This is a genomic window from Alteromonas sp. 009811495 (assembly GCF_028865455.1).
Classification (GTDB): Bacteria; Pseudomonadota; Gammaproteobacteria; order Enterobacterales; family Alteromonadaceae; genus Alteromonas.
In genome coordinates this window covers 2,384,704-2,409,282 of sequence record NZ_CP113972.1, presented here as the reverse complement: position 1 = coordinate 2,409,282, position 24,579 = coordinate 2,384,704, and the positions used below count along the sequence as shown (strand labels likewise).

Sequence of the window (24,579 nt, the reverse complement as noted above, 5' to 3'; positions counted from 1 at the left end):
AGGTACTGAGGGTTTTAACACCAAAGGTATTTAGTGGAAAGCATCAATTACGTATCGCAATGACTATGGGCGCAATATAAATATATTGCGAGTTGTTGCGACCCAATGGACTAAAAACGGTAGTACGCTGCCGACAAAATTGAGGTATATAATGACCAAGTCTAAGATCATCTACACGAAGACTGATGAAGCGCCAATGCTGGCGACTTATTCATTGCTTCCTATTATCCAGAAGTTTGCTGCAGCCGCAGATATCGACGTTGAACTAAGTGATATCTCGCTAGCTGCACGTGTATTGGCAAATTTCCCTGAGTATCTTTCTGAAGAACAAAGAGTGCCAGACGCGCTAGCTGAACTGGGTGAGATGACCCAAGACCCAAATGCTAACATCATCAAGCTTCCAAACATCAGTGCCTCAATTCCACAGCTTCGCGCAACGATAAAAGAACTTAACGCAAAAGGCTTTAACGTTCCTGCGTTCCCTGATTCACCAAAAACTGCTGAAGAAGAAGATATTCGCGAACGTTACGGCAAGGTACTAGGTAGTGCGGTTAACCCTGTACTGCGTGAAGGTAACTCGGACCGTCGTGCACCGACAGCGGTTAAGAATTATGCTCGTAAGCACCCGCATTCAATGGGTGAGTGGTCTCAAGCGTCTCGTTCGCACGTAGCGCACATGCGCGGTGGCGATTTCTACTCTGGTGAAAAATCTGTGACGGTCGAGAAAGACGGTCACGTTAGCATCGAATTTACGGGCAAAGATGGAAGCAAGAAAACCCTTAAACCGCGTGTAGATTTGCTCGCTGGCGAAGTTATCGACGGCATGTTCATGAGCAAAAAAGCGCTTTGCGAATTCTTCGAAGAGCAAATCGAAGATGCGAAGAACACCGGCGTTCTATTCTCATTACACGTAAAAGCGACCATGATGAAGGTGTCTCACCCAATCGTATTCGGTCACTGTGTAAAAGTATTCTATAAAGACCTATTCAACAAATGGGGTGACCTGTTTGAAGAGCTTGGTGTTAATCCAAACAATGGTCTTGGCAGTGTTTACGACAAAATCGCAAGTCTGCCTGAAAGTCAGCGTTCTGAAATTCAAAAAGATATCAACGCATGTTATGCAGACCGTCCGCCAATTGCGATGGTTAACTCTGACAAAGGTATCTCTAACCTTCACGTACCAAGTGACGTAATTGTTGATGCATCTATGCCAGCAATGATCCGTAACTCTGGTCAGATGTGGGGACCAGATGGTAAGGCGCACGATACTAAAGCGGTAATTCCTGAAAGTACGTATGCAACCATTTATCAAGAAGTTATCAACTTCTGTAAAACACACGGTGCGTTCGATCCAACGACTATGGGTACAGTACCTAACGTTGGTCTAATGGCGCAAAAAGCAGAAGAGTACGGCTCGCATGACAAAACGTTTGAGCTAGAAGCAGACGGTACAGTGTCAATTGTTGACCAAGACGGCAACGTACTTATTTCTCACGATGTTGAAGAAGGTGATATCTGGCGTATGTGTCAGGTGAAAGACGCACCTATTCAAGATTGGGTTAAGCTTGCTGTAACGCGTTCACGCCAATCTGGCATGCCTGCAGTATTCTGGCTAGACGATGAGCGTGCTCACGATGCGCAACTTATCAAGAAAGTTGAAAAGTACCTACAAGACCACGATACAAATGGTCTAGACATTCAAATTATGTCTCCTGTTCGCGCTATTCGTTACAGCATGGAACGTGCAATTCGCGGCCTAGATACTATTTCAGTAACTGGTAACGTACTTCGCGACTACCTGACTGACTTGTTCCCAATTCTAGAGCTTGGTACAAGCGCTAAAATGCTGTCAATTGTTCCATTGATGGCGGGCGGCGGCCTTTATGAAACGGGTGCAGGCGGTAGTGCTCCTAAGCACGTTCAGCAATTTGTTGAGGAAGGTCACCTGCGTTGGGATTCACTGGGTGAATTCCTTGCACTAGCGGTATCGCTTGAAGATGTTGCTATTAAACACAGCAATACAAAAGCAGAAGTGATTGCTACAGCGCTTGATAAAGCTACAGAAAAACTGCTTAACAACGGTAAATCGCCGCTTCGTAAAGCGGGCCAGCTAGATAACCGTGGCAGCCACGTTTACCTAGGTTTATATTGGGCTGAAGAAGTCGCCAACCAAACAGAAGATGCAGACTTAGCTGCGCAATTTAAGCCTATGTATGATGAGTTATCATCGAAGGTTGATGACATCTTGGCTGAGATTGATGCAACACAAGGTAGTGCGCAAGAAATTGGCGGTTACTACTACCCAGATGAAGACAAGCTTTTCGCTACTATGTCTCCAAGCAAGACATTAAAAGCTATTCTTGAAGCCTAATGGCTACTGAGTTCATGGCTACCTTAACGTAGTCATGCTCATTGCAAAGTAGCTATTGCAAAGTATTGCGAAAAAAACTATGAAAACCCTGCGGTTGAAAAACTGCAGGGTTTTTTATTTCCAGCAAAAACCTTTGATAACTTATATAAAAATATACGCACACGTGATTTGAACGTACTGTAATTGCAGTAAACGCTTTATCTAACGTTGCTTATTTTAGTTGAGTTGCGTACTTTTTTTGAGCGACATTAGGTAGCAATAAACAACTTTGTGCCATTAAATTAAATTTAATAACTACCGAAATGGGCATCGATGCAGATAATGCTGATAGGGAAATTTAGAACAAACAAAACCTATGGCACTTAAAAACGCCATAAATAGAGTGACAGAAAAGCAAAAGCCCGGCTTAGAAAGCCAGGCCTTTAAAATTCTTTCTTAACGCTCAGGTTCTTCTTTGAAGCCAATGTTCTCAGCGTGCAGCCCTTTAGGGCCTTGCTGTACTTCGAACGTTACTTCCTGACCTGCTTTCAACGAACGGTAACCGTCCATTTGAATCGTTGAGTAATGAGCAAAAATATCTTCACCACCGTCCTCTGGTACGATAAACCCAAAACCTTTCGCGTTGTTAAACCATTTAACTTTGCCAACCGCCATACTTCGACTTCCTCTTAATCCTTGAACTCACACGTATATGCCCCCATTATAGATCCAGAGACACAGTGGCCAGACCGTTTATGAAAATTCATACTCAAGGCCACTATCAAAATGTAGATTTTTTAACCATATTATGTCAAGGACAAATGTGAATAAATTTATTCAAAAGTTTGTACACATATCTGTCATGAAACCACTATTATTAAGTTATGAGTAAAGACAACGCTATTAGTATCGAAAAGGAAAAACAGAAAGACGCGCAGCGACAAAAGCCGCAGCCGCCTCCCATGTATAAAGTGTTGTTGAACAATGACGACTATACACCAATGGATTTTGTCATTGAGGTACTCATGCAGTTTTTCAATATGGACGCTGAGAAAGCCAACCAACTTATGCTGACCGTTCATTATCAAGGAAAAGCCGTGTGCGGCATTTTCACTGCTGAGATAGCAGAGACGAAAGTAATGCAGGTAAATCAATATGCACGCAAGCATCAGCACCCGCTGATGTGTACGATGGAGCAGGCATAAGGTATTTTGTAGAGGGCGAGCAATATGTTAAATAAAGAATTAGAACAAACGCTAAATAGTGCGTTTGTATTTGCCAGAGAGCACCGTCATGAGTTTATGACGGTTGAGCACTTGTTGTTGGCACTGCTTGATAACTCAGCTGCTCGTGATGCACTCAAAGCTTGTGGTGCGGATATAGAAGCGATTAAAAGTGAGCTTCTCTCTTTCGTGAAAGATACCACGCCACTGATTCTAGATGACCAGATTAACGAGCGTGAAACACAGCCAACGTTAGGTTTTCAGCGCGTACTTCAGCGTGCTGTATTCCATGTACAGTCGTCAGGTAAAGATGAAGTAACGGGTGCTAACGTACTTGTTGCTATCTTTAGTGAGCAAGAATCGCAAGCGGTATACATTCTCAAAAAAGCGGATGTTACTCGTTTGGATGTTGTTAATTTTATTAGCCACGGTGTAAGTAAAGCCGACGATGATGAACCTGTAAATCCAGAAGCCTCTGAAGAGGGCGAAGCTGGCGAAGAAAGTGGTTCAGCGCTTAGCAAATACGCCACTGACCTTAATCGACATGCTAAAGATGGAAAAATTGATCCGCTTATTGGCAGAGATTCCGAAGTGGAGCGCACTATCCAAATTTTATGTCGCCGACGGAAAAATAACCCGCTATTGGTGGGTGAAGCCGGTGTAGGTAAAACGGCTATCGCCGAAGGGTTAGCGTATCGTATCGTCAATGACGATGTGCCAGAAGTTATTGCAGAAAGTACAGTGTACTCACTGGACTTGGGCGGTCTGTTAGCGGGTACAAAATATCGCGGTGACTTTGAGAAACGCCTTAAAGCTATTTTGAAAGAGTTGGGCAAAGACAAAAACGCTATTTTGTTTATTGATGAAATCCATACCATCATTGGTGCTGGTGCCGCATCGGGCGGTGTAATGGACGCATCGAACTTGCTTAAACCGAAACTTTCCAGTGGCGAATTGCGCTGTATTGGTTCAACGACTTATCAAGAGTATCAAGGTATATTTGAGAAAGATCGCGCACTCGCTCGTCGCTTCCAAAAAGTGGACGTGACTGAGCCAAGTGTTAGCGATACCACGAAAATTTTGTTAGGACTAAAAAGTCGCTACGAAGAGCACCATAATGTTCGTTTCACACAAAAGGCGATTCAGGCTGCTGCTGAATTGTCAGCTAAATACATCAATGAGCGTCACCTCCCTGATAAAGCAATAGATGTTATGGATGAAGCGGGTGCTAGTCAGCGCTTGTTGCCGCCGTCAAAGCGCAAAAAGACAATTGGTGTAGGCGACATTGAGCAGATCATTGCGAAAATGGCGAGAATTCCAGAGAAGTCTGTATCGGCGTCTGACAAAGAAGTACTTAAGAACCTAGGGCGTAACCTTAAAATGGTGGTATTTGGCCAAGACAAGGCCATTGAGACCCTTAACGATGCAATCTTATTGTCTCGCTCTGGTCTTGGTACAGAAACTAAGCCTATAGGTAGCTTCTTGTTTGCAGGTCCAACGGGTGTGGGTAAAACCGAGGTCACACAGCAGCTCGCTAAAATCATGGGCGTGGAGCTCGTTCGCTTTGATATGTCTGAGTACATGGAGCGTCATGCGGTGAGCCGCCTAATAGGCGCGCCTCCTGGCTACGTAGGATTTGATCAAGGTGGTTTGTTGACGGATGCAGTTATTAAAAACCCGTATTCTGTGGTGCTCTTAGACGAAATTGAAAAAGCGCATAGCGATATTTACAATATTCTTCTTCAAGTTATGGACCATGGTACGTTAACCGACAATAACGGCCGAAAAGTGGACTTCAGAAACGTAGTGCTTGTTATGACTACCAATGCTGGTGTTCAGGAAACCGTACGCAAGTCTATTGGCTTTAAACAACAAGATCATAGCCACGATGCAATGAGCGAAATCAACAAGGTATTTACCCCTGAGTTCAGGAACCGTTTGGACGGTATTATTTGGTTTAATCACCTTGACTCAGAGGTTATCCTGCAGGTTGTAGATAAGTTCATTATTGAGCTACAGGCGCAGTTAGATGCTAAAGGCGTGTCGTTTGAAGTAAGCAGTGCAGCAAGAGCTTACCTTGCTGAAAAAGGCTACGACAAAGCGATGGGCGCAAGACCTATGGCGCGTCTAATTAAAGATGAGCTTAAGAAGGAACTGGCCAACGAGTTATTGTTTGGTGAACTGGCGAAAGGCGGAAACGTTAAAGTTGATTGTGTAGAAGACAAACTGACGTTTGAATACGCAGGTGTGGATGCTACTTCAGAAGAACCTGAGCCGAGTTAATCGCCACAGCAATGCAAATTACAAAGCAATGTATAAAAGGGGCTAGCGTTTGCTAGCCCCTTTTTTGTGCATTTCACTATGCACAAAAAAGCCCGGCAATAGACCGGGCTTTTAACAATGCGTTACCGCTTCAATGGCTCATTATCTTGCGCGATAAACGATACGACCTTTGGTCAAATCGTAAGGAGTCATCTCAACGGTGACCTTATCGCCAGTAAGAATTCGGATATAGTTCTTACGCATTTTACCAGAGATGTGCGCAGTCACTACGTGACCGTTTTCTAGTTCAACGCGGAACATAGTGTTAGGTAGTGTGTCTAACACAGTACCTTCCATTTCAATACAATCTTCTTTTGCCATGTAAAGCAGTTACCTCAGTAATTCAAAATTTTTGCCGCGCAGACCTTACCCAATCTTGGGTTCAGTGTAAAGTAATTAATGTATTTTCAGCTAAATAGTTTAGAAAAGCACACTAATCCGCGCTTGGTCAGGGTTATGGGTTTGTTGTTGAAATAAGCTGCCATTGATTATCAACAAATTGCTCAAATGGCAGAAACTTGTGTTTGTACGACATTTTTTGGCAACCTTCCACATAATATCCTAGATAAAGATACTGATGCCCCAACAATTGCGCCTGTTCAATTTGCTGCAATATCATCCAGGTACCTAACGAATGTCGCTCGTAATCAGGGTCGAAAAATGTGTACAGTGCCGATAATGCCAGTAGTTGATTGTTTTCGTCGATAACGTCGGTCACAGCAACGGCAATAAGCTTGTCTCCATCATACGCTTCTAGAAAGTGCGTCTTCATCCAATCACACAACACGAAATTGTCGAACTGGTCCTGCGAAGGAGGGTACATACTTCCGTCAGCGTGACGCTCGCTAATATAGCGTTCATACAGCGGATAATATGATGCTGCTGGTGTGTTGGCGAACTTAACCGAAAATGCTTTGTTGCTTTTCAGTATGCGCTTTTGACTGCGAGAGGGGGTAAATGCATCTACTGGAATACGCACTGATTTGCATGCTTTGCAGCTAGGGCAATGTGGCCGGTAAATTTGTTCACCGCTGCGTCTAAAACCCGCTTGAATAAGTTGAGCATAACGCCACGCTTGAAAATCATTGTTTTCAGCATACACAAGTAATTGTTCTTGCTCTTCAGGCAAGTAACTACACGTAAATGAATGTGTAATACCGAACTTCATGGCGTAATAACCTTTGGTTGCCACCTTGCTAGGTAATCAGGCGATAGTGCGCCTTCTTCATTTAAAGTGTGGTTGTTCTTCTGCAGTTTTTCAACAAACTGACCCCGCGAAACACTTTTTGCACCCAAAGACATCAAATGCTCCGTTGGCAACTGACAATCTATAAATGCCATGTTCTGCTGTTTCATATGTTCAACTAAGGCTAGCATGGCCAACTTAGACGTATTGCTCTTTGTATGGAACATTGACTCACCACAAAAGACTTTGCCTATTCCTACGCCATATAAGCCACCGACCAGATCATCGCCATCCCATACTTCTACAGAATGCGCTAAACCCAGAGTGTGTAAATGCTTATACGCATCCACCATATCCTCTGTAATCCACGTGTCGGTTGATAATCCATCATTATTAGGGCTTTTGCGTGGAATAGACGAACACGCTTCAATCACTTCTTCGAAAGCATGGTTGAGCGTCACAGGATATTGTTGCTTGCGAGCCAGTTTTCGCAGACTCTTACTAGCAATGAAATCATCTAAGTCGATTATTGCCCTTGGATCGGGCGACCACCACAAAAGTGGTTCATCATCGCTAAACCAAGGAAATATGCCTTGAGAGTATGCTGAAAACAACCGAGGGGGACTAAGGTCCGCACCAAACGCTAGCAAGCCATTTGGATCGCTCAAAGCAGTGTCTACAGGAGGGAAGGGAGCACCTTCTTCAATATAATGTAAAGCGATCATAAGTCGGTAGGGGCCCTGCAAACTACAGGGCCAAATTACAGTGTTTAGCCTTGTTCTGGCATAAATCCATCAAGGAATTTTTCTGCGTCAAGGGCGGCCATACAGCCCGTTCCCGCAGAAGTGATTGCCTGGCGGTAAATGTGATCACTCACGTCACCAGCGGCAAATACGCCCTCTACACTGGTTTGCGTTGCATTACCGTTTGTACCGCTATTAACCACGATATAACCGTCTTTCATCTCAAGCTGACCATCGAAAATGTCGGTGTTAGGCTTGTGACCAATCGCAATGAAAAGACCCATTACATCAAGTTCTTCAGTGGCATCGCTGTTTGTGTCTTTAATGCGGATCTTGGTTACGCCCATTTCATCACCAAGTACTTCGTCAAGGGTGCGATTTAGGTGTAAAACAACGTTACCGTTCTCAGCTTTGTCACGAAGACGCTGCTCAAGAATTTTCTCACTTCTAAAGCTATCTCTTCTGTGGATCACATGAACTTCAGAGGCAATGTTCGATAAATAAAGCGCTTCTTCTACCGCTGTATTACCACCGCCCACAACGGCTACTTTTTGATTGCGATAGAAGAATCCATCACACGTTGCACATGCAGACACACCTTTGCCCATGAACGCTTGCTCTGACTCCATACCAAGGTATTTCGCCGAAGCACCTGTTGCGATGATAAGCGCATCACACGTATACGTACCACTGTCACCATACAAGGTGAATGGACGTTTGGTTAGGTCAGTCTTGTTAATGTGGTCAAAAATGATTTCGGTATCAAATTTTTCGGCGTGCTTTTGCATACGCACCATTAGGTCTGGACCAGTAAGTCCTTCCGGGTCGCCTGGCCAGTTCTCCACTTCAGTAGTGGTAGTAAGCTGTCCGCCTTGTTGAATACCAGTTAGAAGTACAGGTTCTAAGTTAGCGCGTGCCGCGTAAACTGCAGCTGAATAACCCGCGGGGCCTGAACCCAAGATAAGTAGACGGACGTGTCTGCTTTCTGCCATTTTCGTCTCCAAATAATTCACCCAAGCGGGCTACTTTATTAAATCTCTTAGAACGCTAGGTAAGGGCAATCATGATTAAATCAACCTTATCACTACGTTTCTTTTTGTTGTTATACATTAAAGGCAGCTATGATGCCTTTTAGCGATGAAAATGTCACTCAAAGAGTAGTTTCTCTTTTAGAGCAACTTAGTCTTTGATGTATGCTTTTTTGCTAAAACAATAACCATTACCCTTATTTTTGCGACGAACAAACGGCGTAAAATGATACGCTCACCAATGAAATTAAACTTCTGTTAGGTTTCTGTGTCTTAAGATAAGTAGACGTATAAAACCCACAAACAGTCTTGTATTAGCCCAAAAGACGATTACAATTTGTCTTAGGAATGGTGATAATAAATTACGCATTCTTTTTGGCTATGCATGATTTTAGGCGCAGAGGTGAAGCATGTCTCAATCGGTGATGACGTTGTTAAAAGATGGGCAGCAATACATGAAGACATGGCCTGTAAAGAAGGAGCTATACGCTTACTTCCCTGAGTGTCGAGTGATTGCAGCAACCAGGTTTGCCATTAAAACCATGCCGCCGGTTGCCATTGTGTCCTGTGCGTTACTATTGCAAAATCTTGGTGTGGAGTATTTGCCGCAGACAATCGCGATTGGTGCTTTTTTTCTAAGTCTTCCCATGCAAGGATTGTTGTGGCTTGGACACCGTTCCGACCAGTATCTACCGCCCCAACTTAAAAGTTGGTATCAGGATATTCATTCCAAAATGCGATCTCAGGGATGTAATGTTGCCTCAATTAAGTCTAAGCCAAAGTATAAAGAGCTGGCTCACCTGCTAAAAACGGCGTTTAACGACTTAGACAGTGTATTCACTAAACACTGGTTCAACTAAAGCGCTCAACAAACACCAATATGGTTAATTGTGTGTCGTTTTAAATACGCGTTTATCAGGCGCTCGTGCGCTTAAGTATACCGCTGCATTTTTTACAACGATAAAGAGTACCCTTAAGAATCTTATTATGCCTTCTAATAGTAAGCGCGTAGTTATCGCATAAGCAGTGGTATTTTACTGTATTGGTTGTGTTTCCTATATCAAAACTATGCGTCGTATTTGGCATGCACCCGAAAACCTGCTTCATGATAGCTTGCCACTCGATGCCGTGAGGTTTAACTTTTCCATATAATTGCCAAGTTAATAAATGGCTTACTTCGTGAGGAACGACATCGCGCAAAAAAGCGCTAGTATTGTCTTTGTAAAGTAGTGGGTGAAAGTTAATTCTGTTTTGCTGTAAAAACGCGGTACCTGCGTTCTTTCCAGAACGTCGATAGCTAATCGATGGGCGAGGGAAGTGTTTGTCAAAGAATCGTTCTGCACGCTCGTAACAAACAAAAACAGCGTCTTGTATATCTTGACGCTGCTCTGGTGATAAATCATGTGTTGCGATGTTTTTTTACTCTACAGATTAGGCCTATTGGGTAACCGCTAGCTGATAAAAGCTCAGCGGTTACACTTTTTAAGGCGCTATTTTACATCGCAAGGTAAGCAAAGCACATAGGTACCTTTCGGATCGTTTAATTTGGTCACTGTGCTTACTTCATTGAGAACGCGTTTTAGTTCATTGACCAACGCAGTGTCTGTATTTGCAAACTGCCATTTACCGACTACTGCCATTGCTTGTCCGAAAAATTCTTTCCAGAATATTTCCTGAGCAGAAAGAGTACGCTGTACATAGAAAGTATCGAAGTTTTCAAGTTCAGCCATTTCTGCAGCGGCGGTAACGGCATCATCTAGGGTGCCCAGTTGATCGACAAGTCCTAACTCAATGGCATCACTACCAATCCATACGCGGCCTTGTGCTACCTTATCGACCTCTTCAACAGGCATATTACGTGCGTTTGATACCAATGATAAGAAATTGCCATAGGTGTTTTCGACATTACGCTGAAGTATTTGACCAAACTCTGGCGCAAGGGGGCGGGCCGCAGAAAAACCGGTAAGTTCTGTAGAGCCTACGCCATCACTGTGAATACCTAAGTAATCAAGTGAATTTTCGTAAGTCATAAACATACCAAATACACCAATTGATCCGGTAATAGTGCTAGGGCTTGCGATAATACGATCGGCACTTGCTGCAATCCAGTAACCACCTGATGCAGCGTAGGTGCTCATTGAAGCAATAACCGGTTTACCAGCACGCTGAAGCTCAAGTACTTCCTGACGTATAATCTCAGAAGCAAACGCGCTGCCTCCCGGCGAATCGATTTGTAGTACGACAGCCTTAACATTGTCGTCAAAACGCGCTTTGCGCAATAACTTCGCCGTGCTGTCACCACCTACCGTGCCCGCTTTTTGGTTACCATCTAAAATAGTACCTTTGGCGACGACAATCGCGACTTTATCGATATCGTTGTTAACCACTGGCATCGGTGGGTTGACCACCTTCAAGTACGTGTTGAAAGCGGTGTAGTTAATACCAAGTTGATTTTCATCCTTGCCAACTAACTCAACAAGCTCTTGGCGTACTTCTTCACGGGTTTTAAGTGCATCTACCCAGTTGTATTCAAGCGCATACTGAGCAAAGTCACCGCCAGCCGCTTCGAATTTATCCAACAAGCCTTGTAGCGTTTCGTCAAAGTTAGCTTCGTCGATACCACGAGCGTTTGCAACGTCTGCTTTATACTGTGCCCAGTAGCCATCTAGCCACTGCTTTTCGGCACGCTTAGCGTCTTCTGACATGTCGTTACGCATAATTGGCTCTACTGCCGACTTATAAGTTCCTACACGGAAAATGTGTGTAGTAACCTTGAGCTTTTCCAGCATATCTTTGAAATACATGCCATAACGACCGTAGCCTTCAAACATGAGGCCACCCATAGGATTTAAATAGATGTGGTCGGCATGGGCAGCAAGATAGTATTGGTCCTGAGAGAAGTAATCACCAATTGCATACACTGGTTTCTCAGACGTTTTAAATTCATCGATAGCGTTGGCAACAGTGCGCAATTTATCTAAACCACCGCCACGAAGACCCTGAAGGTCAAGCACTAACGCTTTAATACGGCGGTCTTTCTGTGCATTTTCTAGTACTTTTACTACATCGCGTACGAGTACTTCCGGGTTTTCAGGTTGGTCACCCAACGACTCTTGAATGAATTGCTCGAAAGGGTCAACGCTTTCTTTTTCAATTACCAATTGGCCATTGAGTGTTAGAAATAGCGCGCTGTTTGATTTCACGGTGAGTTGATCACCATCTTGGCTAGTAATGGCGATGATAAGACCAACAAAAATAACCAAAAAGATGATGTTAAAAAACAGTTTGCGGGTAAAGTTTAGCACCGTCCACAAGCCAATAAACAAGGATTTCGTCCAACTTCCTTTGGCTGCCATAAATCACTACCTTTTCTAAATTTAATCAATGAACTCTTGCTGCTTTGGCGCAACGCGTTCAGCGTATAAACGTATATAAGCCTATTATGTTACCGAAAACGAGTAAGATCGCGAATTTAATTGTAACTTTTTATTTGGCGCTATTACTTTTCTCGCTTTTATCCTCAATCCATTTGGCGATGAGTTGTGCAATACGTTTGTGGTCGTTTTCGCTTAGCGTTAACAATAGGTTACCTGATGTTTTTTTATATCCTGTTTTTTTGTGACCTTTTTGCATTATTCGCAAAAACGGTGAATGCTTATCGTTTTGAGATGAAAGATTTTTCATAAACCACCGTTCTTTTAAAGTATAAATACTTATAAGGATAACAATAATGATAGGCCTATATACACGAGTAGTTAAAAGTTTACGACACGCAGACGGTATACCACTCCTTTTGTTGCGACTTTATTTAGCACCAGTAATGATTCAAGCGGGTTGGAATAAAGCTTCAAGCTTTGAAAGTATTGTAGAGTGGTTCGGCAATGAGGACTATGGTTTGGGCCTGCCTTTTCCAATGGTGTTAGCATTTTTGGCCACAGCTGCTGAACTTGTAGGTGGCGTGCTAATTTTATTTGGTGCATTAACACGATTAGTCTCTATCCCTTTAATGATAACGATGGTTGTTGCCATGGTGAGTGTGCACGCAGAAAACGGCTGGTTAGCAATTGCTGATGCGTCGTCGTGGCTTGCTGACGGTACCATTCTTCACAGCGAAAGTATTTTATCTGCACCCGAAAAACTCGCGGCGGCCAAGTCATTGCTTCAAGAATACGGAAATTATGACTGGCTGACTTCCAGTGGTAACTTTGTAGTGCTAAATAACGGGATTGAGTTTGCTGCAACATATTTTGTCATGCTGCTTGTTTTGTTTTTCTACGGTGGCGGTAGGTACGTTAGTGTTGATTACTTTTTTACACCACCTAATAGCGAACGCTTCGAATAGATAAACCTTGATAAAGACCGGAAATTTCTGGTCTTTTTTATTGTGCAGTCGTAGGATCATTACAGCTAGCGCGAGTAAACCTTTGCGGTACGTCCTTAATGCAAAGCTCAACACTCGCGAATTTAAATTACACTATTTTACAGCTGGAGGTTGCACGTGGATGCATTAACCCTACTACTTAACAGAAGCTCTCAGCCCAGATTGTCAGCACCAGCACCAAGCGGTGATGAACTTGAAAATATTATGCAGGCAGCGCTTAGAGCGCCTGATCATGCGTGCTTAACGCCGTGGCGATTTATTGTCTGTGAAGGAAAAGGGCTAGACAAGTTAGGGGCGCTCTACGAGCAATCTGCTATTGAAAACGGAAAGTCACAAAAAGAAATTGATAGGGCTGTTCAGTTACCTCATCGTGCACCTATGGTGATAGTGGCTATTGCTAAGTATCACGAGCATGAAAAAGTACCTCGCGTCGAGCAGATAGCATCGGCCAGTTGCAGCGTAATGGCAATGCAAATGGCAGCAGTAGCACAAGGTTTTAATGGCATGTGGCGCACAGGTAGCTACGCGCAATGCGATACCGTAAAGAACGGTTTTGGTTTGGCAGAAGACGATGAAATAGTTGGGTTTTTATACCTAGGTACGCCAGCATTTGAGCCTGCCCCTAAGCCACAACGAAATACACAAGACTATTTTGAATATTGGCGTTAAGTTTTTTACATGTAGTTTTAGTTGCAAAGTGCGCCGCTCTTAAGCGGCGTGTTTTTTACTGTCACGTTCTATTAAGAAATTTTCTTAAATCGACTCGGCATAATGGCGTAAATGACCGAACATATTGTTATTACAATGAACGAATGAATAATAAGGCCTACTGAATTTAACGCGTCAGGCTCACATTGTGTTTTAAGGACAGAGCAGAAAAGAAACTCCACAGTAAACGTAGACATGATAGCTAATCCGACTATCGCTAAGTAGCTGAACAACTCTCTTAATTTTAGGGTCACGATGACTAATAAAATGACTATTACTGGCACACCCATAATTAATAATGTTTGCATCTTCTTTCCTTAGCTTGTTATTTCACCGGCATTCCATAAGCTTTTGATATTAACTTTTTATATTCTTCCAATGAAGGTAGCCCAACTTCGGCTCTTCTACTGTCTACGTTATCAATATCGTAAATTGGGTCAAACACTAACTCACCATTTTCAATATTTAACTGAGTGCCATACATTTGTTGTTTGTCTTGATGAACCAAAACTCGGTCTGTTAAAAGCGCAAGCTCTTGACCTGAAATGCCTTCACCATTTAAGTATGAACGTTTTATCAGAGGGAGCATTTCTTCTTGAAAAGCATAATCAGGCGAGTGTTGAACAATCAAAAAAGCAGCGTTAACGCCATCTTTGCCTACTGATTTCTCAGTTACCCATGAGTGCTTTTTAACGATAACTTTTAGTCTTGCGGTGTTTTTGCTGTCAACTGAGCGCATCTTTTCGAGTAGCTCAAAAGGTGCATTTTCCCACCCTATGCGAGTTATCTCGTTCCTCACTGTTTGATCTGCTCTGGCCATGGATTGAAGTTCTTTTTGTAATGGAACATTCAATGCACCTAAACAATTAAATGAGAAAAAAAGAGTGAGAAGAAAGATACGCATTGCTAAAGTCCTTTTTTAGTACGTCGTTAATCGGTCGGCTACACAATGCACAAAAGAAAGAAGAAAGGGAAACTTTGTTTAGTCGTACAATCAAAAAGCGAGGTAATGGCGGTCACATAAAACCTCGCTTTTCTCGTTAGCATGTTAGCGTAGCGTTGTAGCCAGCAAACTTTCTAATGTTAATAACTCTATCGTTATCAAGTAGCCAGTATTGGCCTTTTATGCCTTTTAATACACCTGAAAAGCTTGGATCTTTGTCCAGGTTAAGTGATTTAATTTTTACCGGATAATCATTAACAGGGTAGTGAATATCATGGGTAGTGGTTGTCACTTCGCTAACAGCTTGTAAACCTTTCTCTTGCTTTAGTGCGTCTAAATTGGTAGCAATTTTTTCAAGTAATTCTTGTTTTACTTGCAGCAAATCTACATCTTCAGGCTTGCCTTTTAGCATTGTTCGCCAGTTTGTTTTATCTGCAATATGTTCTTTACACAGCGTCTCAACAAGCCCGCTGGTTAATCTGTCAGGTACGCGCAACATTACTGTTGCCTGTGTTGCGCCTTGGTCCATCCAGCGGGTCGATACGCCATCGGTGATTTGTCGCGTAATACCCACTTTAACCGTGCCAGTATTCGCCAAATAGACAAAATGCTCGTTAAAACAGTGTGCTTCGCCCCATTCAGGTTCACGGCATGTTCCTTCATGATAGTGGCATTTCTCAGGCTTGATGATGCAACTGTCGCATTGTGCGAGTGAAATTAGGCAAGGGTAACAATAGCCTTGGTTGAAGCTTTTTTTGGTCTTACGGTTGCAATGTACACAGTTTATTTCGCCGTTGTACGTGAGTGATATTTCATTGCCTATTAGCGCATTAATATCAACATTCTCATCGCCTATGGGCAGTGTATAGTGCACGTTATTATTATCGTCTGCGTGAGTGCGCATTTTACGCAATACGCCAGTATATGTTGTTGTCACGGTATTACCTTTGTTATTCGCTTAGCTCGCCGCGCAAGTTTTGCGTGAGCTTTTCACTGATTTCTTCAAAAGACAAGCCTTTGCTGAGTAAGTAATGCAGCTTCGCCAATGCTGCCTCGGGTGTCATATCGCTGCCTGACAATACGCCGACTTCTTGTAATCCATGACCCGTAGCATATCCCCCCATATTTACGCGACCACGCATACATTGGGTGCAGTTAAGTACAGGTATTTCGCGCGCTTTTGCATACTTTAGCTGTGCAATCAACTCAGGGTTTTGTGGTGCATTACCAACACCATAACTCAGTAAAATGAGTGCATTGACAGGTTGCTGCAGCGTATTTTTAATTACCTCTGGAGCAATGCCCGGGTAAAGACTTACCATTCCAATCGGTTGTGCTTTAACGTTAGACACCGTGAGTGAATTGGATGGGGTAGTGGCTAGCTTTCCCGATTTAATACGAATGTTAATGCCAGCCTCGAGCAATGGCGGGAAGTTAGGTGAGTCAAATGCGCTAAACCCGTCGGCGTCGACCTTTCTGCTGCGGTTTCCGCGTAGTAAACGATTGTTAAAAAATAGACCGACCTCAGCAATAGGGTAGTTCGCTGCGACATAAAGCGCGTTTAATAAATTAACCTGACCATCTGAACGCAATTCGGCAAGTGGTATTTGCGAGCCTGTCACAATAACCGGTTTTGAAAGGTCTTCTAGCATGAAACTGAGCGCCGATGCGGTATACGCCATGGTGTCAGTACCATGCAAAATGATAAAGCCGTCATAGGCATCATAGTTTTGTGCTATGTCATCGGCAATACGCTGCCAATCGGACGGGTTCATGTCAGACGAGTCTATGAGATTGTCATACTCATGAAGCGTAAACAACGGCATTTCTGGGCGATGGAATTCAGGCATGTTCTTAAGAGTATCTGCCAAAAAGCCAGCAGCAGGGACGTACCCTTGCTTCGAAGGCTTCATACCGATGGTTCCGCCAGTATAAGCAATGTATATATGTTTGCGCATTGAATGCCCTTAGCGTTAACGAGGGAATAAACTTTTAAGACGGGCATTCTAACAACCCGAATGTGTTTGTCACGCTAATAGCGTTAATTTCGACAATCGAAGTAATCCGGTTTAAAGACACAAAAAAAGCGGTGATAGCACCGCTTCTTTATTAGACACGTACCGCAAAGGCAATCATAGTAAAGAAAATGACTTACTTAACTTCTTTACCTGCTGCTTGTTGGTCTGCATGATAACTTGAACGAACCATTGGGCCACATGCTGCATGGGTAAAACCAATTTCTTTCGCATAGTCACCTAGTGCGTCAAACTCTTTCGGGTGCACATAACGCTTCACAGGATAATGGTGACGGCTTGGCTGAAGGTATTGACCAAGGGTTAACATGTCTACGTCATGTGCACGTAGGTCACGAAGTACGCCTTCAATTTCTTCATTTTCTTCGCCCATACCCATCATTAGACCTGATTTAGTCATCACATCCGGGTGTTGCGCTTTAAACTTCTTAAGTAAATCTAGCGACCACTGATAATTAGCCCCTGGACGACATTCACGGTACAAACGTGGAATGGTTTCAAGGTTGTGATTGAACACATCAGGAACACCATTTTTGAAAATCTCTAGCGCACGGTCCATACGACCGCGGAAATCAGGCACTAGCACCTCAATGGTGGTCGATGGACTATGTTCACGAATAGCGTTAATACAATCAACAAAGTGTTGAGCACCGCCATCGCGTAAATCATCGCGGTCCACAGAAGTGATAACCACGTAACGAAGATTCATTTCAGCAATCGTTTTAGCGAGTTTTTCAGGCTCTTCTGCACTTGGTGGTAATGGTTTACCGTGGGCTACATCGCAAAATGGGCAGCGGCGAGTACAAATGTCACCTAAAATCATGAAGGTTGCAGTGCCGTGATTAAAGCATTCTGCTAGGTTAGGGCAGCTTGCTTCTTCACATACTGAATGCAGATTGTTTTTGCGAAGTGTTTTCTTGATGTGATCAATTTTTTCAGTTGTTCGAGGCAACTTAATTTTGATCCACTCCGGTTTACGCAGCATTTCTTCCTTTTCAGTAGGAATAATGGTGACGGGAATATGTTTTACTTTTTCATCATCACGGAGCTTGACCCCCGCTTGTGGTCGTGCGTTACTCATCAAAACCTTCTTTGTAAGTTGTTTGGGTAATGGACAGCGCTTCTAACAATAAGTCAGTCAGCTCACTACCCGCTATTTCAAGCGACGTGGGGCCGTTTAGACGTGCAGTATCAATCATTTCCATACCTGCATATCCACACGGATTAATTCGCTGAAACGGCGTTAAATCCATATTAACATTTAACGCCAAGCCATGAAATGAGCAGCCATTACGTATTCTTAAGCCAAGGGAGCAAACTTTTTTCTCATCCACGTACACGCCAGGTGCGTCGGGCTTCGGGTAAGCTTTTACACCATATTTTGCAAGTAATCCGACCACTGCTTCTTCCATCGCAGTGACTAAATGACGTACACCTAACTTTCTGCGTTTGATGTTTAGCATTAAATAAATAACTTGCTGACCTGGGCCGTGATAAGTTACCTGACCACCGCGGTCCACTTGAACTACTGGAATATCACCGGGCATAAGAATATGTTCAGCTTTTCCCGCTTGTCCTTGGGTGAATACAGCGTCGTGTTCCACTAGCCAAATTTCATCTTCAGTGTCAGCGGTTCGCTCATCGGTGAAGCGTTGCATAGCCTTAAAGATAGGCTCATATGATTGTCGGCCTAACTGACGAATAATCACGTTGTCATCACTGCTGATAGTTGACTGCTCGTTCACTTATAGTACAACCCTAACTAGCTCAAGCTTTGCCAGTTCTGTATAAATGGTTTCCATATGCTCTTTGCTGGTAACACGCACGCTAACAGAGATAGAGTGATAGCTACCTTTGCTGCTTGGTTTAACCGTTGGCGAGTAGTCGCCAGGGGCATGTTGTTGTAGACACGTTACCACTTGCTCAGGCAAGTCTTCATGAGCAACGCCCATTACCTTAAACGTTTGGTGTGTCGGAAAATCAAGTAATTCGTCGAAACGGGTATCCATGCGATATCCTCGGTACAGTAAATCTCATATAAAAAAACGGCCAGATTGTAACAAATCTGGCCGCTTCACCACTAGGTTTTTGACGTATTTTATACGTCGCTACTCATCATCAAAGCCTAGCTGAAGCATTATGTAGTCTTTCATGCGGTTGAAGAAGCTGCCTTCTTTCACTTCCTGAAGTGTCACAAGTGGGTAACTCGCTACATCTTCTCCTTCAAGTTGAAGATAAAGTTTACCAACTACTTGGCCCTTCGCCAGTGGTGCCTCAAGCTTTTTGTCTAGCTCAAAGTTAGCTTCTAGGTTCGCCGCTTGACCGCGTGGAATAGTAATGGGGGTAGATTGGTTAATTCCAAGGTCTACTGTTTCTCTGTCACCCATGTAAATACGGTGAGCAACAAAGCTGTGTCCTGCTTCATAAGGAGTCAGTGTTTCGTAGAAGCGGAAGCCATATTTTAACAACTTCTTGTTTTCTACTTTTCGTGCGCGTTCGCTGTCTGTACCCATCACTACCGAGATTAAGCGCATGCCTCCTTGTTCTGCTGAAGTAATTAAGCTGTAACCCGCATCAGACGTGTGGCCAGTCTTAATACCGTCAACGTTTAGGCTCTTGTCCCACAACAGACTATTGCGGTTGTACTGCTTAATACCGTTGTAGGTGAATTCTTTTTCGCTGTAAATCTTGTACATTTCAGGCGTCTCTGAAATAAGTGCGCGAGAAAGCGTGGCCATATCACGTGGAGTGGTGTAATGGTCTGGGTCGTGTAAACCATGTGCATTCACCCAATGAGAGCCAGTTAAACCAAGCGAAGCTGAATGCGCGTTCATCATGCTAGCAAACGCAGATTCTGAACCTGCAACGTGTTCGGCCATTGCTACACAAGCGTCATTACCCGATTGCACAACAATGCCGCGTAGAAGGTCGCGTACTGATACTTGAGTGCCAACTTCAATAAACATTTTTGAAGAGTCAGGAAACTTCTTAGCCCACGCATTTTCTGAAATGGTCACTTCGTCGTCTAAGCTAATATTACCAGCTTGCAACTCTTTGCCGATAACATAGATGGTCATGATTTTGGTCAAACTTGCTGGCGCAAGCTGCATGTCTTCGTTTTTAGACGCGATAATATGACCGGTTTCAAAGTCGGTAAGAAGAAAGCCTTCTGCCGCAACGGTTGGCGCTGGTGGTGTTACCACTGCAGCGTTAGCCATTTGCATTAATGCGCCAAGCATTAGAAAGGCAAAGGTGAGGAATGACGGTTTAGCGCGTTTAATTGTTTTTAGCATGGTTCTAATTTCTTTGACCGTTGTGTCCGTGTATTTGTGAAGCTTACTCTAAAAAGTATTGAACTACCTAAAGAGCGACCCAATTTTAGCTTTTCTGTTCAACACCGTTTTTTTAGTGTTGATACTGTTATTATGATCCTATCGAAAGGCTTAGTAGAAAGCTAGCGATATAAGAATTCTAGCGATTTGCATTCATCGCTCAGCGATAAGACTAGGTTTTATCAAAAAAGTTTAGTGAAGAGTAGGGACAAGGCGAAGAAATACGGATATTGCCTGTTGAATGGCACATTGTTGCCACATTTGCGCTGGTTAAATCACCAATATATGTCGTGCTACCTACAAAGTTTGAGTAACCGTGTATGCGTTGGGATAGCCATTTTGTTTTAACTGCTCAAGTACTTCTGCTGCAACTGCTTCTTCAAAGATAGGACCTAATTGCAATTTGTAGATATTGTTCGACATAGGTAAGTGGGCTGGAATTTGATAAAGCGCCGACAATACATTCGAAATAGACTTGGCTTTCTGTGCGTCAGAAAGTGCTGCAACTTGGATATAAATGCCATTTGCATCACTCGCCGTTGTTTTGGCTAGTTGTTTATCTTCGCCCAATTCTTCTGCCTCAAGATGCTCACTGTGCGGGGGACTTGCTATTTGCGGGGAAGGTACAACTGCGATACCAAGATACTCATCGTATGACACCGTTGGTTTATTACCCACTGTCACGTTGTTGTTTTCATCAAAGTGAATAACTTCGAGTTTTACTTTAGCTGTCCCTTTGCTGTGATAACCCAGTTTTACCGCTGCGGCATACGATAAATCAATTATGCGATTGTCGTGGAAAGGCCCTCTATCATTTACTCGCACAATAGCTTGTTTGTTATTTTCAAGGTTTGTCACGCGCACATATGACGGCAATGGTAGGGTTTTATGTGCAGCACTCATCGCGAACATATTGTACGTTTCGCCATTTGACGTTAAGTGCCCATGAAATTTTTGACCGTACCAGCTAGCGTAGCCTTCTTCTTCGTAGCCTTTGCCCGTGCTCATAGGGGTGTAGTGCTTGCCTAATACCTTGTAAGGTCTACTGTTAAACATGCGGTAGGCCTCGTATTTTGGCACTGCATCTAACGTTTCAGGCGTTTTGGCAACATGACGCGGGGCAGAGTCTTGTTTTTGTGTATAGCGGCTTGGTGCAGTGCTACTACAGCTAAACAAACACAAAGTAACCAGCGCGGCTAATAGCGTGTTTAAATACGTCTTTGACAAAGACGCAATGTGTGCAGGCTTCTTAATTAGACCATAGCGCATAGTGTTACCGGGACATCAGTCTTTTCTGTGTAGCAATTGACATAAGAATGCCAAAACCTGCCATCAAAGTCACCATAGAGGTGCCACCATAACTTACAAGAGGTAAAGGTACGCCTACTACGGGTAACAAGCCAGACACCATTCCCATGTTTACAAAGACGTATACAAAAAAGGTTAGGGTAATACTGCCACCTAATAATTTGGCGTAAGCATCCTGTGCGCGGCTAGAAATAATTAAGCCACGTAAAATGATAAAAACGTAGATAGCGAGAAGACCAACAACGCCAGTTAACCCAAATTCTTCACTGAAGACCGAAAAGATAAAATCGGTATGACGTTCGGGTAAAAACTCTAATTGTGACTGGGTTCCCTGAAGCCATCCTTTTCCGTCTACGCCGCCCGAGCCGATGGCTATTTTAGATTGAATGATGTGGTAGCCAGACCCAAGCGGGTCGCTTTCTGGATTTAAAAACGTTAACACACGCTGTTTTTGATAATCCTTCATAAGGAAAAACCACATTACCGGCGCAAAAGCGCCCACCATAGCGCCTACAATTGAAATTAACCGCCAACTCATCCCGGCAAGAAAAATGGCAAAAATTCCTGAGCTTGCAATAAGCAAAGACGTACCTAAATCGGGCTGTTTGGCAATAAGAATAGTGGGCACAACAACAAGAGCGAAACCCACTACAATATGTGTTGTGTTGGGCGGCATGGTGTACTTGCTGATGTACCAGGCTACCATCATAGGTACAGCAAGTTTCATTAGTTCAGAAGGTTGAAAGCGCACAAATCCCAAGTCTAACCAACGCTGGGCACCTTTACCCATGTCACCAAAAAGCAGTACTGCTACCAGCATCAGCAAGCCTACTACATAAGCATAAGTGGAAAGGCGTCGATAGAATCCAGGAGGGAGTTGGGCTAGCACTAACATAACAAAAAAGCTTAAGCCCAAGCGGATAAACTGGCGTTGCATTTGCCCCATATCTTGCCCTGACGCAGAATATAGCGTGAATAGACCAACGCCACTTAGTACCAGTAGGCCAACCAACAGCCATCCGTCAATGTGAATGCGCTGAAGAAAGCTTATTTTGTTTGGGTTTAGCGTGGTCCGTTTCATGGTTGGGTCGTATTTACCTGATTTTGTGCTATGTCGGTATCGTTAGTCACCGTCTCGAAGACGCGATCTCTAAAGTAGAAGTCCATAATTTGTCTGGCAACAGGGGCGGCATTTTTACTACCGCCACCCACGTTTTCAAGCACTACCGTTACCGATATTTCAGGGTCGTTAAATGGAGCAAAACCTACGTACATAGCATTGTCACGTAAACGCTCGTCAATTTTAGTGGCGTCGTATTTTTCGTTTTGCCCAACAGAGAACAACTGCGCCGTACCTGTCTTACCTGCTGAATCGTAATTTGTATCAGCAAATGCGTGTCGCGCACCACCTTCTTCACCGCTCACCACATCGTGCATAGCGTTTAAAATAACGTCTAAGTTCTCTTCGTTTTTAATTTCAATGGGACGTAACGATTTAAGGGGAATAAGATCTACTGAGCTATCTACATTCATGTAACCTCGAATAATTTGAGGTATATAGCGTTCACCACGGTTAATCAGTGCATTCACTGAATGATTTAACTGAATAGGGGTAGTTGTCCAAAAGCTTTGACCGATTCCTACAGGAATTGTATCTCCGATATACCACGGCTGATTAAAGCGAGCTCGTTTCCATCCACGACTGGGCATGTTGGCATCAGACTCTTCATACAAATCTATTCCCGTAAAGTCACCAAAACCGAATTCGTACATGGCTTCACTGATTTTGTCGATTCCTAATTTGTAAGCCAGTTCGTAATAAAACGTGTCGCACGATACTTCGATAGCCTTAGATACGTTAACTTTACCATGGCCCCAACTGCGCCAGTCGCGCCATACGTGATTAACATTGGGCAACCGGTAGCGACCCGTATCATTAATGGTATAGTCGGCAGTTATTGTGCCTTCTTCAAGACCAAGTAAGCCCAAATGAGGCTTGACCGTTGACGCGGGCGGATATTGCCCTTGTGTTGCTCTGTTGATAAGTGGTCTGTCAGGAGAATTTAATAGGGCAGAATAATTCTTACTACTTATACCGTGAACAAACAAATTGGGGTCGTAACTTGGATTTGAATACAGGGCTAATACGCCACCTGTTTTTACATCGGTGACCACAATGGCGCCCCGAATGCCTTCTATAATACGTTGAGCTTCAAGCTGTAACTCAAGGTCAAGGTTTAAAACAATGTCTTTGCCCGGCGTTGGTGGTTCAACGTTGAGAACGCGTATTATTCGCCCCTGATTATTTACTTCTACTTGTTGGTAACCTACTTTACCGTGCAGTATTTCTTCGTGGTATTTCTCAATACCTAGCTTACCAATGTCATGAGTTGCAGCGTAATTGTCTTCAAGGCCTGCTTCTACTAACTTTTGTAGGTCTCGCTTATTAATGCGAGCAACATAACCTAACGCGTGGGTAAGGGTTTCTTTATAAGGGTAATAGCGAGCAAGACGCGCTTCTATTTGAACGCCTGGGAATTTGTGTTTACTGGCAGAGAAAAGCGCAACGTCTTCTTCGCTTAACTGTGTACGTAGTGCTACAGGCTTAAAACGACGAGTGCCTTTCAAGGTTGATTGGAAGCGTTCAATCTCGTCACTTGTTATACCCATTAACTGCGTGAGTTGCGCTAATGTGGCGTCAATGTCTTCAACCTGTTCTGGGATAATCTCAAGACTAAACACAGGACGATTTTCGGCCAGTAAAATACCGTTTCTGTCGTAAATTAAGCCGCGATTGGGCGCAACCGGTAGCACTTTGATGCGGTTGCCATTGCTGCGGGTTTGATAGTCTTCATATTGTGTCACCTGCAATGAATGCAGGTTGTTGAGCACTATACCCAGCATGGCAATTACAATGATAAACGCAATTGTTGCTCTTCGAGCAAACAAGTTCGCTTCAGCAGAGTGGTCGCGAATTGCTTGGCGTTTTCGGTGCATTGACGTTCTTTGCATAGTCCAGTTT

General features: G+C 43.6%; 25 protein-coding genes. 6 read left to right on the top strand and 19 right to left on the bottom strand.

Translation table 11 applies throughout. The features are described from left to right. Positions 1 to 151 precede the first annotated feature (151 nt). Positions 152 to 2,371 carry an NADP-dependent isocitrate dehydrogenase gene (locus tag OZ660_RS11080; RefSeq protein ID WP_274740934.1) on the top strand — a complete coding sequence of 740 codons (2,220 nt, stop codon included), beginning with the start codon at positions 152 to 154 and terminating at the stop codon, positions 2,369 to 2,371. A 435-nt stretch (positions 2,372 to 2,806) separates the two neighbouring features. Here OZ660_RS11080 and cspD read toward each other — a convergent pair whose 3' ends face one another. After that, on the bottom strand, positions 2,807 to 3,025 hold the full coding sequence (gene cspD, locus OZ660_RS11075) for a cold shock domain-containing protein CspD (protein ID WP_274740933.1): 219 nt from the start codon (positions 3,023 to 3,025) through the stop codon (positions 2,807 to 2,809). A gap of 209 nt (positions 3,026 to 3,234) precedes the next feature. Here cspD and clpS point away from each other — a divergent pair, with 209 nt between their 5' ends. Beyond that, on the top strand, positions 3,235 to 3,555 hold the full coding sequence (clpS, locus tag OZ660_RS11070; protein WP_014949331.1) for an ATP-dependent Clp protease adapter ClpS: 321 nt from the start codon (positions 3,235 to 3,237) through the stop codon (positions 3,553 to 3,555). 24 nt (positions 3,556 to 3,579) lie between these two features. Beyond that, on the top strand, positions 3,580 to 5,856 hold the full coding sequence (clpA, locus tag OZ660_RS11065) for an ATP-dependent Clp protease ATP-binding subunit ClpA (RefSeq protein ID WP_274740932.1): 2,277 nt from the start codon (positions 3,580 to 3,582) through the stop codon (positions 5,854 to 5,856). 141 nt (positions 5,857 to 5,997) lie between these two features. Here clpA and infA read toward each other — a convergent pair whose 3' ends face one another. The 4 genes from infA to trxB form a co-directional block, all read right to left on the bottom strand. Then, positions 5,998 to 6,216, bottom strand: a complete 219-nt coding sequence (gene infA / locus OZ660_RS11060; protein WP_014949333.1) for a translation initiation factor IF-1 — start codon at positions 6,214 to 6,216, stop codon at positions 5,998 to 6,000. A 133-nt stretch (positions 6,217 to 6,349) separates the two neighbouring features. Further along, a complete protein-coding gene (locus OZ660_RS11055) occupies positions 6,350 to 7,063 on the bottom strand; it encodes an arginyltransferase (RefSeq protein WP_274740931.1) in 714 nt (237 codons plus the stop codon). Continuing rightward, entirely contained in the window at positions 7,060 to 7,806 is a 747-nt protein-coding gene (gene aat, locus OZ660_RS11050; RefSeq protein WP_274740930.1) for a leucyl/phenylalanyl-tRNA--protein transferase, read from the bottom strand. Before aat ends, OZ660_RS11055 begins: the two co-directional genes overlap by 4 nt. Before the next feature lie 44 nt (positions 7,807 to 7,850). Beyond that, positions 7,851 to 8,816 carry a thioredoxin-disulfide reductase gene (gene trxB, locus OZ660_RS11045; RefSeq protein WP_159625795.1) on the bottom strand — a complete coding sequence of 322 codons (966 nt, stop codon included), beginning with the start codon at positions 8,814 to 8,816 and terminating at the stop codon, positions 7,851 to 7,853. A 446-nt stretch (positions 8,817 to 9,262) separates the two neighbouring features. On the opposite strand from trxB, the gene yfbV reads away from it, so the two are divergent. Then, positions 9,263 to 9,712, top strand: a complete 450-nt coding sequence (yfbV, locus tag OZ660_RS11040; protein ID WP_274740929.1) for a terminus macrodomain insulation protein YfbV — start codon at positions 9,263 to 9,265, stop codon at positions 9,710 to 9,712. A gap of 55 nt (positions 9,713 to 9,767) precedes the next feature. Here yfbV and OZ660_RS11035 read toward each other — a convergent pair whose 3' ends face one another. From OZ660_RS11035 to OZ660_RS11025, 3 genes are all read right to left on the bottom strand, one after another. Further along, positions 9,768 to 10,226, bottom strand: a complete 459-nt coding sequence (locus OZ660_RS11035) for a SprT family zinc-dependent metalloprotease (protein WP_274743452.1) — start codon at positions 10,224 to 10,226, stop codon at positions 9,768 to 9,770. 116 nt (positions 10,227 to 10,342) lie between these two features. Continuing rightward, complete coding sequence (sppA, locus tag OZ660_RS11030; protein ID WP_274740928.1) at positions 10,343 to 12,208, bottom strand: signal peptide peptidase SppA; 1,866 nt, start codon at positions 12,206 to 12,208, stop codon at positions 10,343 to 10,345. A 130-nt stretch (positions 12,209 to 12,338) separates the two neighbouring features. Further along, positions 12,339 to 12,536 carry a hypothetical protein gene (locus OZ660_RS11025; protein WP_274740927.1) on the bottom strand — a complete coding sequence of 66 codons (198 nt, stop codon included), beginning with the start codon at positions 12,534 to 12,536 and terminating at the stop codon, positions 12,339 to 12,341. A gap of 46 nt (positions 12,537 to 12,582) precedes the next feature. Between OZ660_RS11025 and OZ660_RS11020 the strand changes: the two genes are divergently transcribed. Next, positions 12,583 to 13,194: an HvfX family Cu-binding RiPP maturation protein gene (locus OZ660_RS11020; protein ID WP_202261638.1), complete on the top strand. Its 612-nt coding sequence runs from the start codon at positions 12,583 to 12,585 to the stop codon at positions 13,192 to 13,194. Between the two features lie 156 nt (positions 13,195 to 13,350). Continuing rightward, the gene (locus OZ660_RS11015; protein ID WP_202261637.1) at positions 13,351 to 13,902 is read left to right on the top strand and encodes an NAD(P)H nitroreductase; all 552 of its coding nucleotides are present in this window, start codon (positions 13,351 to 13,353) and stop codon (positions 13,900 to 13,902) included. A 71-nt stretch (positions 13,903 to 13,973) separates the two neighbouring features. Here OZ660_RS11015 and OZ660_RS11010 read toward each other — a convergent pair whose 3' ends face one another. From OZ660_RS11010 to mrdA, 11 genes are all read right to left on the bottom strand, one after another. Continuing rightward, on the bottom strand, positions 13,974 to 14,249 hold the full coding sequence (locus OZ660_RS11010; protein WP_202261636.1) for a hypothetical protein: 276 nt from the start codon (positions 14,247 to 14,249) through the stop codon (positions 13,974 to 13,976). Positions 14,250 to 14,266: 17 nt separating this feature from the next. Continuing rightward, positions 14,267 to 14,845, bottom strand: a complete 579-nt coding sequence (locus OZ660_RS11005) for a DUF6624 domain-containing protein (protein WP_274740926.1) — start codon at positions 14,843 to 14,845, stop codon at positions 14,267 to 14,269. Between the two features lie 136 nt (positions 14,846 to 14,981). Continuing rightward, positions 14,982 to 15,821: a DUF2797 domain-containing protein gene (locus OZ660_RS11000; RefSeq protein ID WP_159625783.1), complete on the bottom strand. Its 840-nt coding sequence runs from the start codon at positions 15,819 to 15,821 to the stop codon at positions 14,982 to 14,984. Positions 15,822 to 15,834: 13 nt separating this feature from the next. After that, positions 15,835 to 16,842, bottom strand: coding sequence for an asparaginase (ansA, locus tag OZ660_RS10995; RefSeq protein ID WP_159625781.1), 1,008 nt, complete (start codon positions 16,840 to 16,842; stop codon positions 15,835 to 15,837). 193 nt (positions 16,843 to 17,035) lie between these two features. Next, the gene (lipA, locus tag OZ660_RS10990) at positions 17,036 to 17,998 is read right to left on the bottom strand and encodes a lipoyl synthase (RefSeq protein WP_202261632.1); all 963 of its coding nucleotides are present in this window, start codon (positions 17,996 to 17,998) and stop codon (positions 17,036 to 17,038) included. Then, positions 17,991 to 18,662, bottom strand: coding sequence for a lipoyl(octanoyl) transferase LipB (gene lipB, locus OZ660_RS10985; protein ID WP_274740925.1), 672 nt, complete (start codon positions 18,660 to 18,662; stop codon positions 17,991 to 17,993). Before lipB ends, lipA begins: the two co-directional genes overlap by 8 nt. Next, the gene (gene ybeD, locus OZ660_RS10980) at positions 18,663 to 18,926 is read right to left on the bottom strand and encodes a DUF493 family protein YbeD (RefSeq protein WP_159625775.1); all 264 of its coding nucleotides are present in this window, start codon (positions 18,924 to 18,926) and stop codon (positions 18,663 to 18,665) included. Positions 18,927 to 19,025: 99 nt separating this feature from the next. Next, complete coding sequence (locus tag OZ660_RS10975) at positions 19,026 to 20,210, bottom strand: D-alanyl-D-alanine carboxypeptidase family protein (protein WP_274740924.1); 1,185 nt, start codon at positions 20,208 to 20,210, stop codon at positions 19,026 to 19,028. A gap of 336 nt (positions 20,211 to 20,546) precedes the next feature. Continuing rightward, a complete protein-coding gene (locus OZ660_RS10970) occupies positions 20,547 to 21,518 on the bottom strand; it encodes a septal ring lytic transglycosylase RlpA family protein (protein WP_274740923.1) in 972 nt (323 codons plus the stop codon). 4 nt (positions 21,519 to 21,522) lie between these two features. Beyond that, complete coding sequence (gene rodA, locus OZ660_RS10965; protein ID WP_202261628.1) at positions 21,523 to 22,638, bottom strand: rod shape-determining protein RodA; 1,116 nt, start codon at positions 22,636 to 22,638, stop codon at positions 21,523 to 21,525. Then, positions 22,635 to 24,554: a penicillin-binding protein 2 gene (gene mrdA, locus OZ660_RS10960; protein WP_226433735.1), complete on the bottom strand. Its 1,920-nt coding sequence runs from the start codon at positions 24,552 to 24,554 to the stop codon at positions 22,635 to 22,637. Before mrdA ends, rodA begins: the two co-directional genes overlap by 4 nt. Positions 24,555 to 24,579 lie beyond the last annotated feature (25 nt).

Excerpts from the sequence above, each read along its gene's own strand:
- OZ660_RS11080 (WP_274740934.1), top strand. The coding sequence starts at position 152 with ATGACCAAGTCTAAGATCATCTACACGAAGACTGATGAAGCGCCAATG.
- cspD (WP_274740933.1), bottom strand. The coding sequence starts at position 3,025 with ATGGCGGTTGGCAAAGTTAAATGGTTTAACAACGCGAAAGGTTTTGGG.
- clpS (WP_014949331.1), top strand. The coding sequence starts at position 3,235 with ATGAGTAAAGACAACGCTATTAGTATCGAAAAGGAAAAACAGAAAGAC.
- clpA (WP_274740932.1), top strand. The coding sequence starts at position 3,580 with ATGTTAAATAAAGAATTAGAACAAACGCTAAATAGTGCGTTTGTATTT.
- infA (WP_014949333.1), bottom strand. The coding sequence starts at position 6,216 with ATGGCAAAAGAAGATTGTATTGAAATGGAAGGTACTGTGTTAGACACA.
- OZ660_RS11055 (WP_274740931.1), bottom strand. The coding sequence starts at position 7,063 with ATGAAGTTCGGTATTACACATTCATTTACGTGTAGTTACTTGCCTGAA.
- aat (WP_274740930.1), bottom strand. The coding sequence starts at position 7,806 with ATGATCGCTTTACATTATATTGAAGAAGGTGCTCCCTTCCCTCCTGTA.
- trxB (WP_159625795.1), bottom strand. The coding sequence starts at position 8,816 with ATGGCAGAAAGCAGACACGTCCGTCTACTTATCTTGGGTTCAGGCCCC.
- yfbV (WP_274740929.1), top strand. The coding sequence starts at position 9,263 with ATGTCTCAATCGGTGATGACGTTGTTAAAAGATGGGCAGCAATACATG.
- sppA (WP_274740928.1), bottom strand. The coding sequence starts at position 12,208 with ATGGCAGCCAAAGGAAGTTGGACGAAATCCTTGTTTATTGGCTTGTGG.
- OZ660_RS11025 (WP_274740927.1), bottom strand. The coding sequence starts at position 12,536 with ATGAAAAATCTTTCATCTCAAAACGATAAGCATTCACCGTTTTTGCGA.
- OZ660_RS11020 (WP_202261638.1), top strand. The coding sequence starts at position 12,583 with ATGATAGGCCTATATACACGAGTAGTTAAAAGTTTACGACACGCAGAC.
- OZ660_RS11010 (WP_202261636.1), bottom strand. The coding sequence starts at position 14,249 with ATGCAAACATTATTAATTATGGGTGTGCCAGTAATAGTCATTTTATTA.
- OZ660_RS11005 (WP_274740926.1), bottom strand. The coding sequence starts at position 14,845 with ATGCGTATCTTTCTTCTCACTCTTTTTTTCTCATTTAATTGTTTAGGT.
- ansA (WP_159625781.1), bottom strand. The coding sequence starts at position 16,842 with ATGCGCAAACATATATACATTGCTTATACTGGCGGAACCATCGGTATG.
- lipA (WP_202261632.1), bottom strand. The coding sequence starts at position 17,998 with ATGAGTAACGCACGACCACAAGCGGGGGTCAAGCTCCGTGATGATGAA.
- ybeD (WP_159625775.1), bottom strand. The coding sequence starts at position 18,926 with ATGGATACCCGTTTCGACGAATTACTTGATTTTCCGACACACCAAACG.
- OZ660_RS10975 (WP_274740924.1), bottom strand. The coding sequence starts at position 20,210 with ATGCTAAAAACAATTAAACGCGCTAAACCGTCATTCCTCACCTTTGCC.
- OZ660_RS10970 (WP_274740923.1), bottom strand. The coding sequence starts at position 21,518 with ATGCGCTATGGTCTAATTAAGAAGCCTGCACACATTGCGTCTTTGTCA.
- rodA (WP_202261628.1), bottom strand. The coding sequence starts at position 22,638 with ATGAAACGGACCACGCTAAACCCAAACAAAATAAGCTTTCTTCAGCGC.
- mrdA (WP_226433735.1), bottom strand. The coding sequence starts at position 24,554 with ATGCACCGAAAACGCCAAGCAATTCGCGACCACTCTGCTGAAGCGAAC.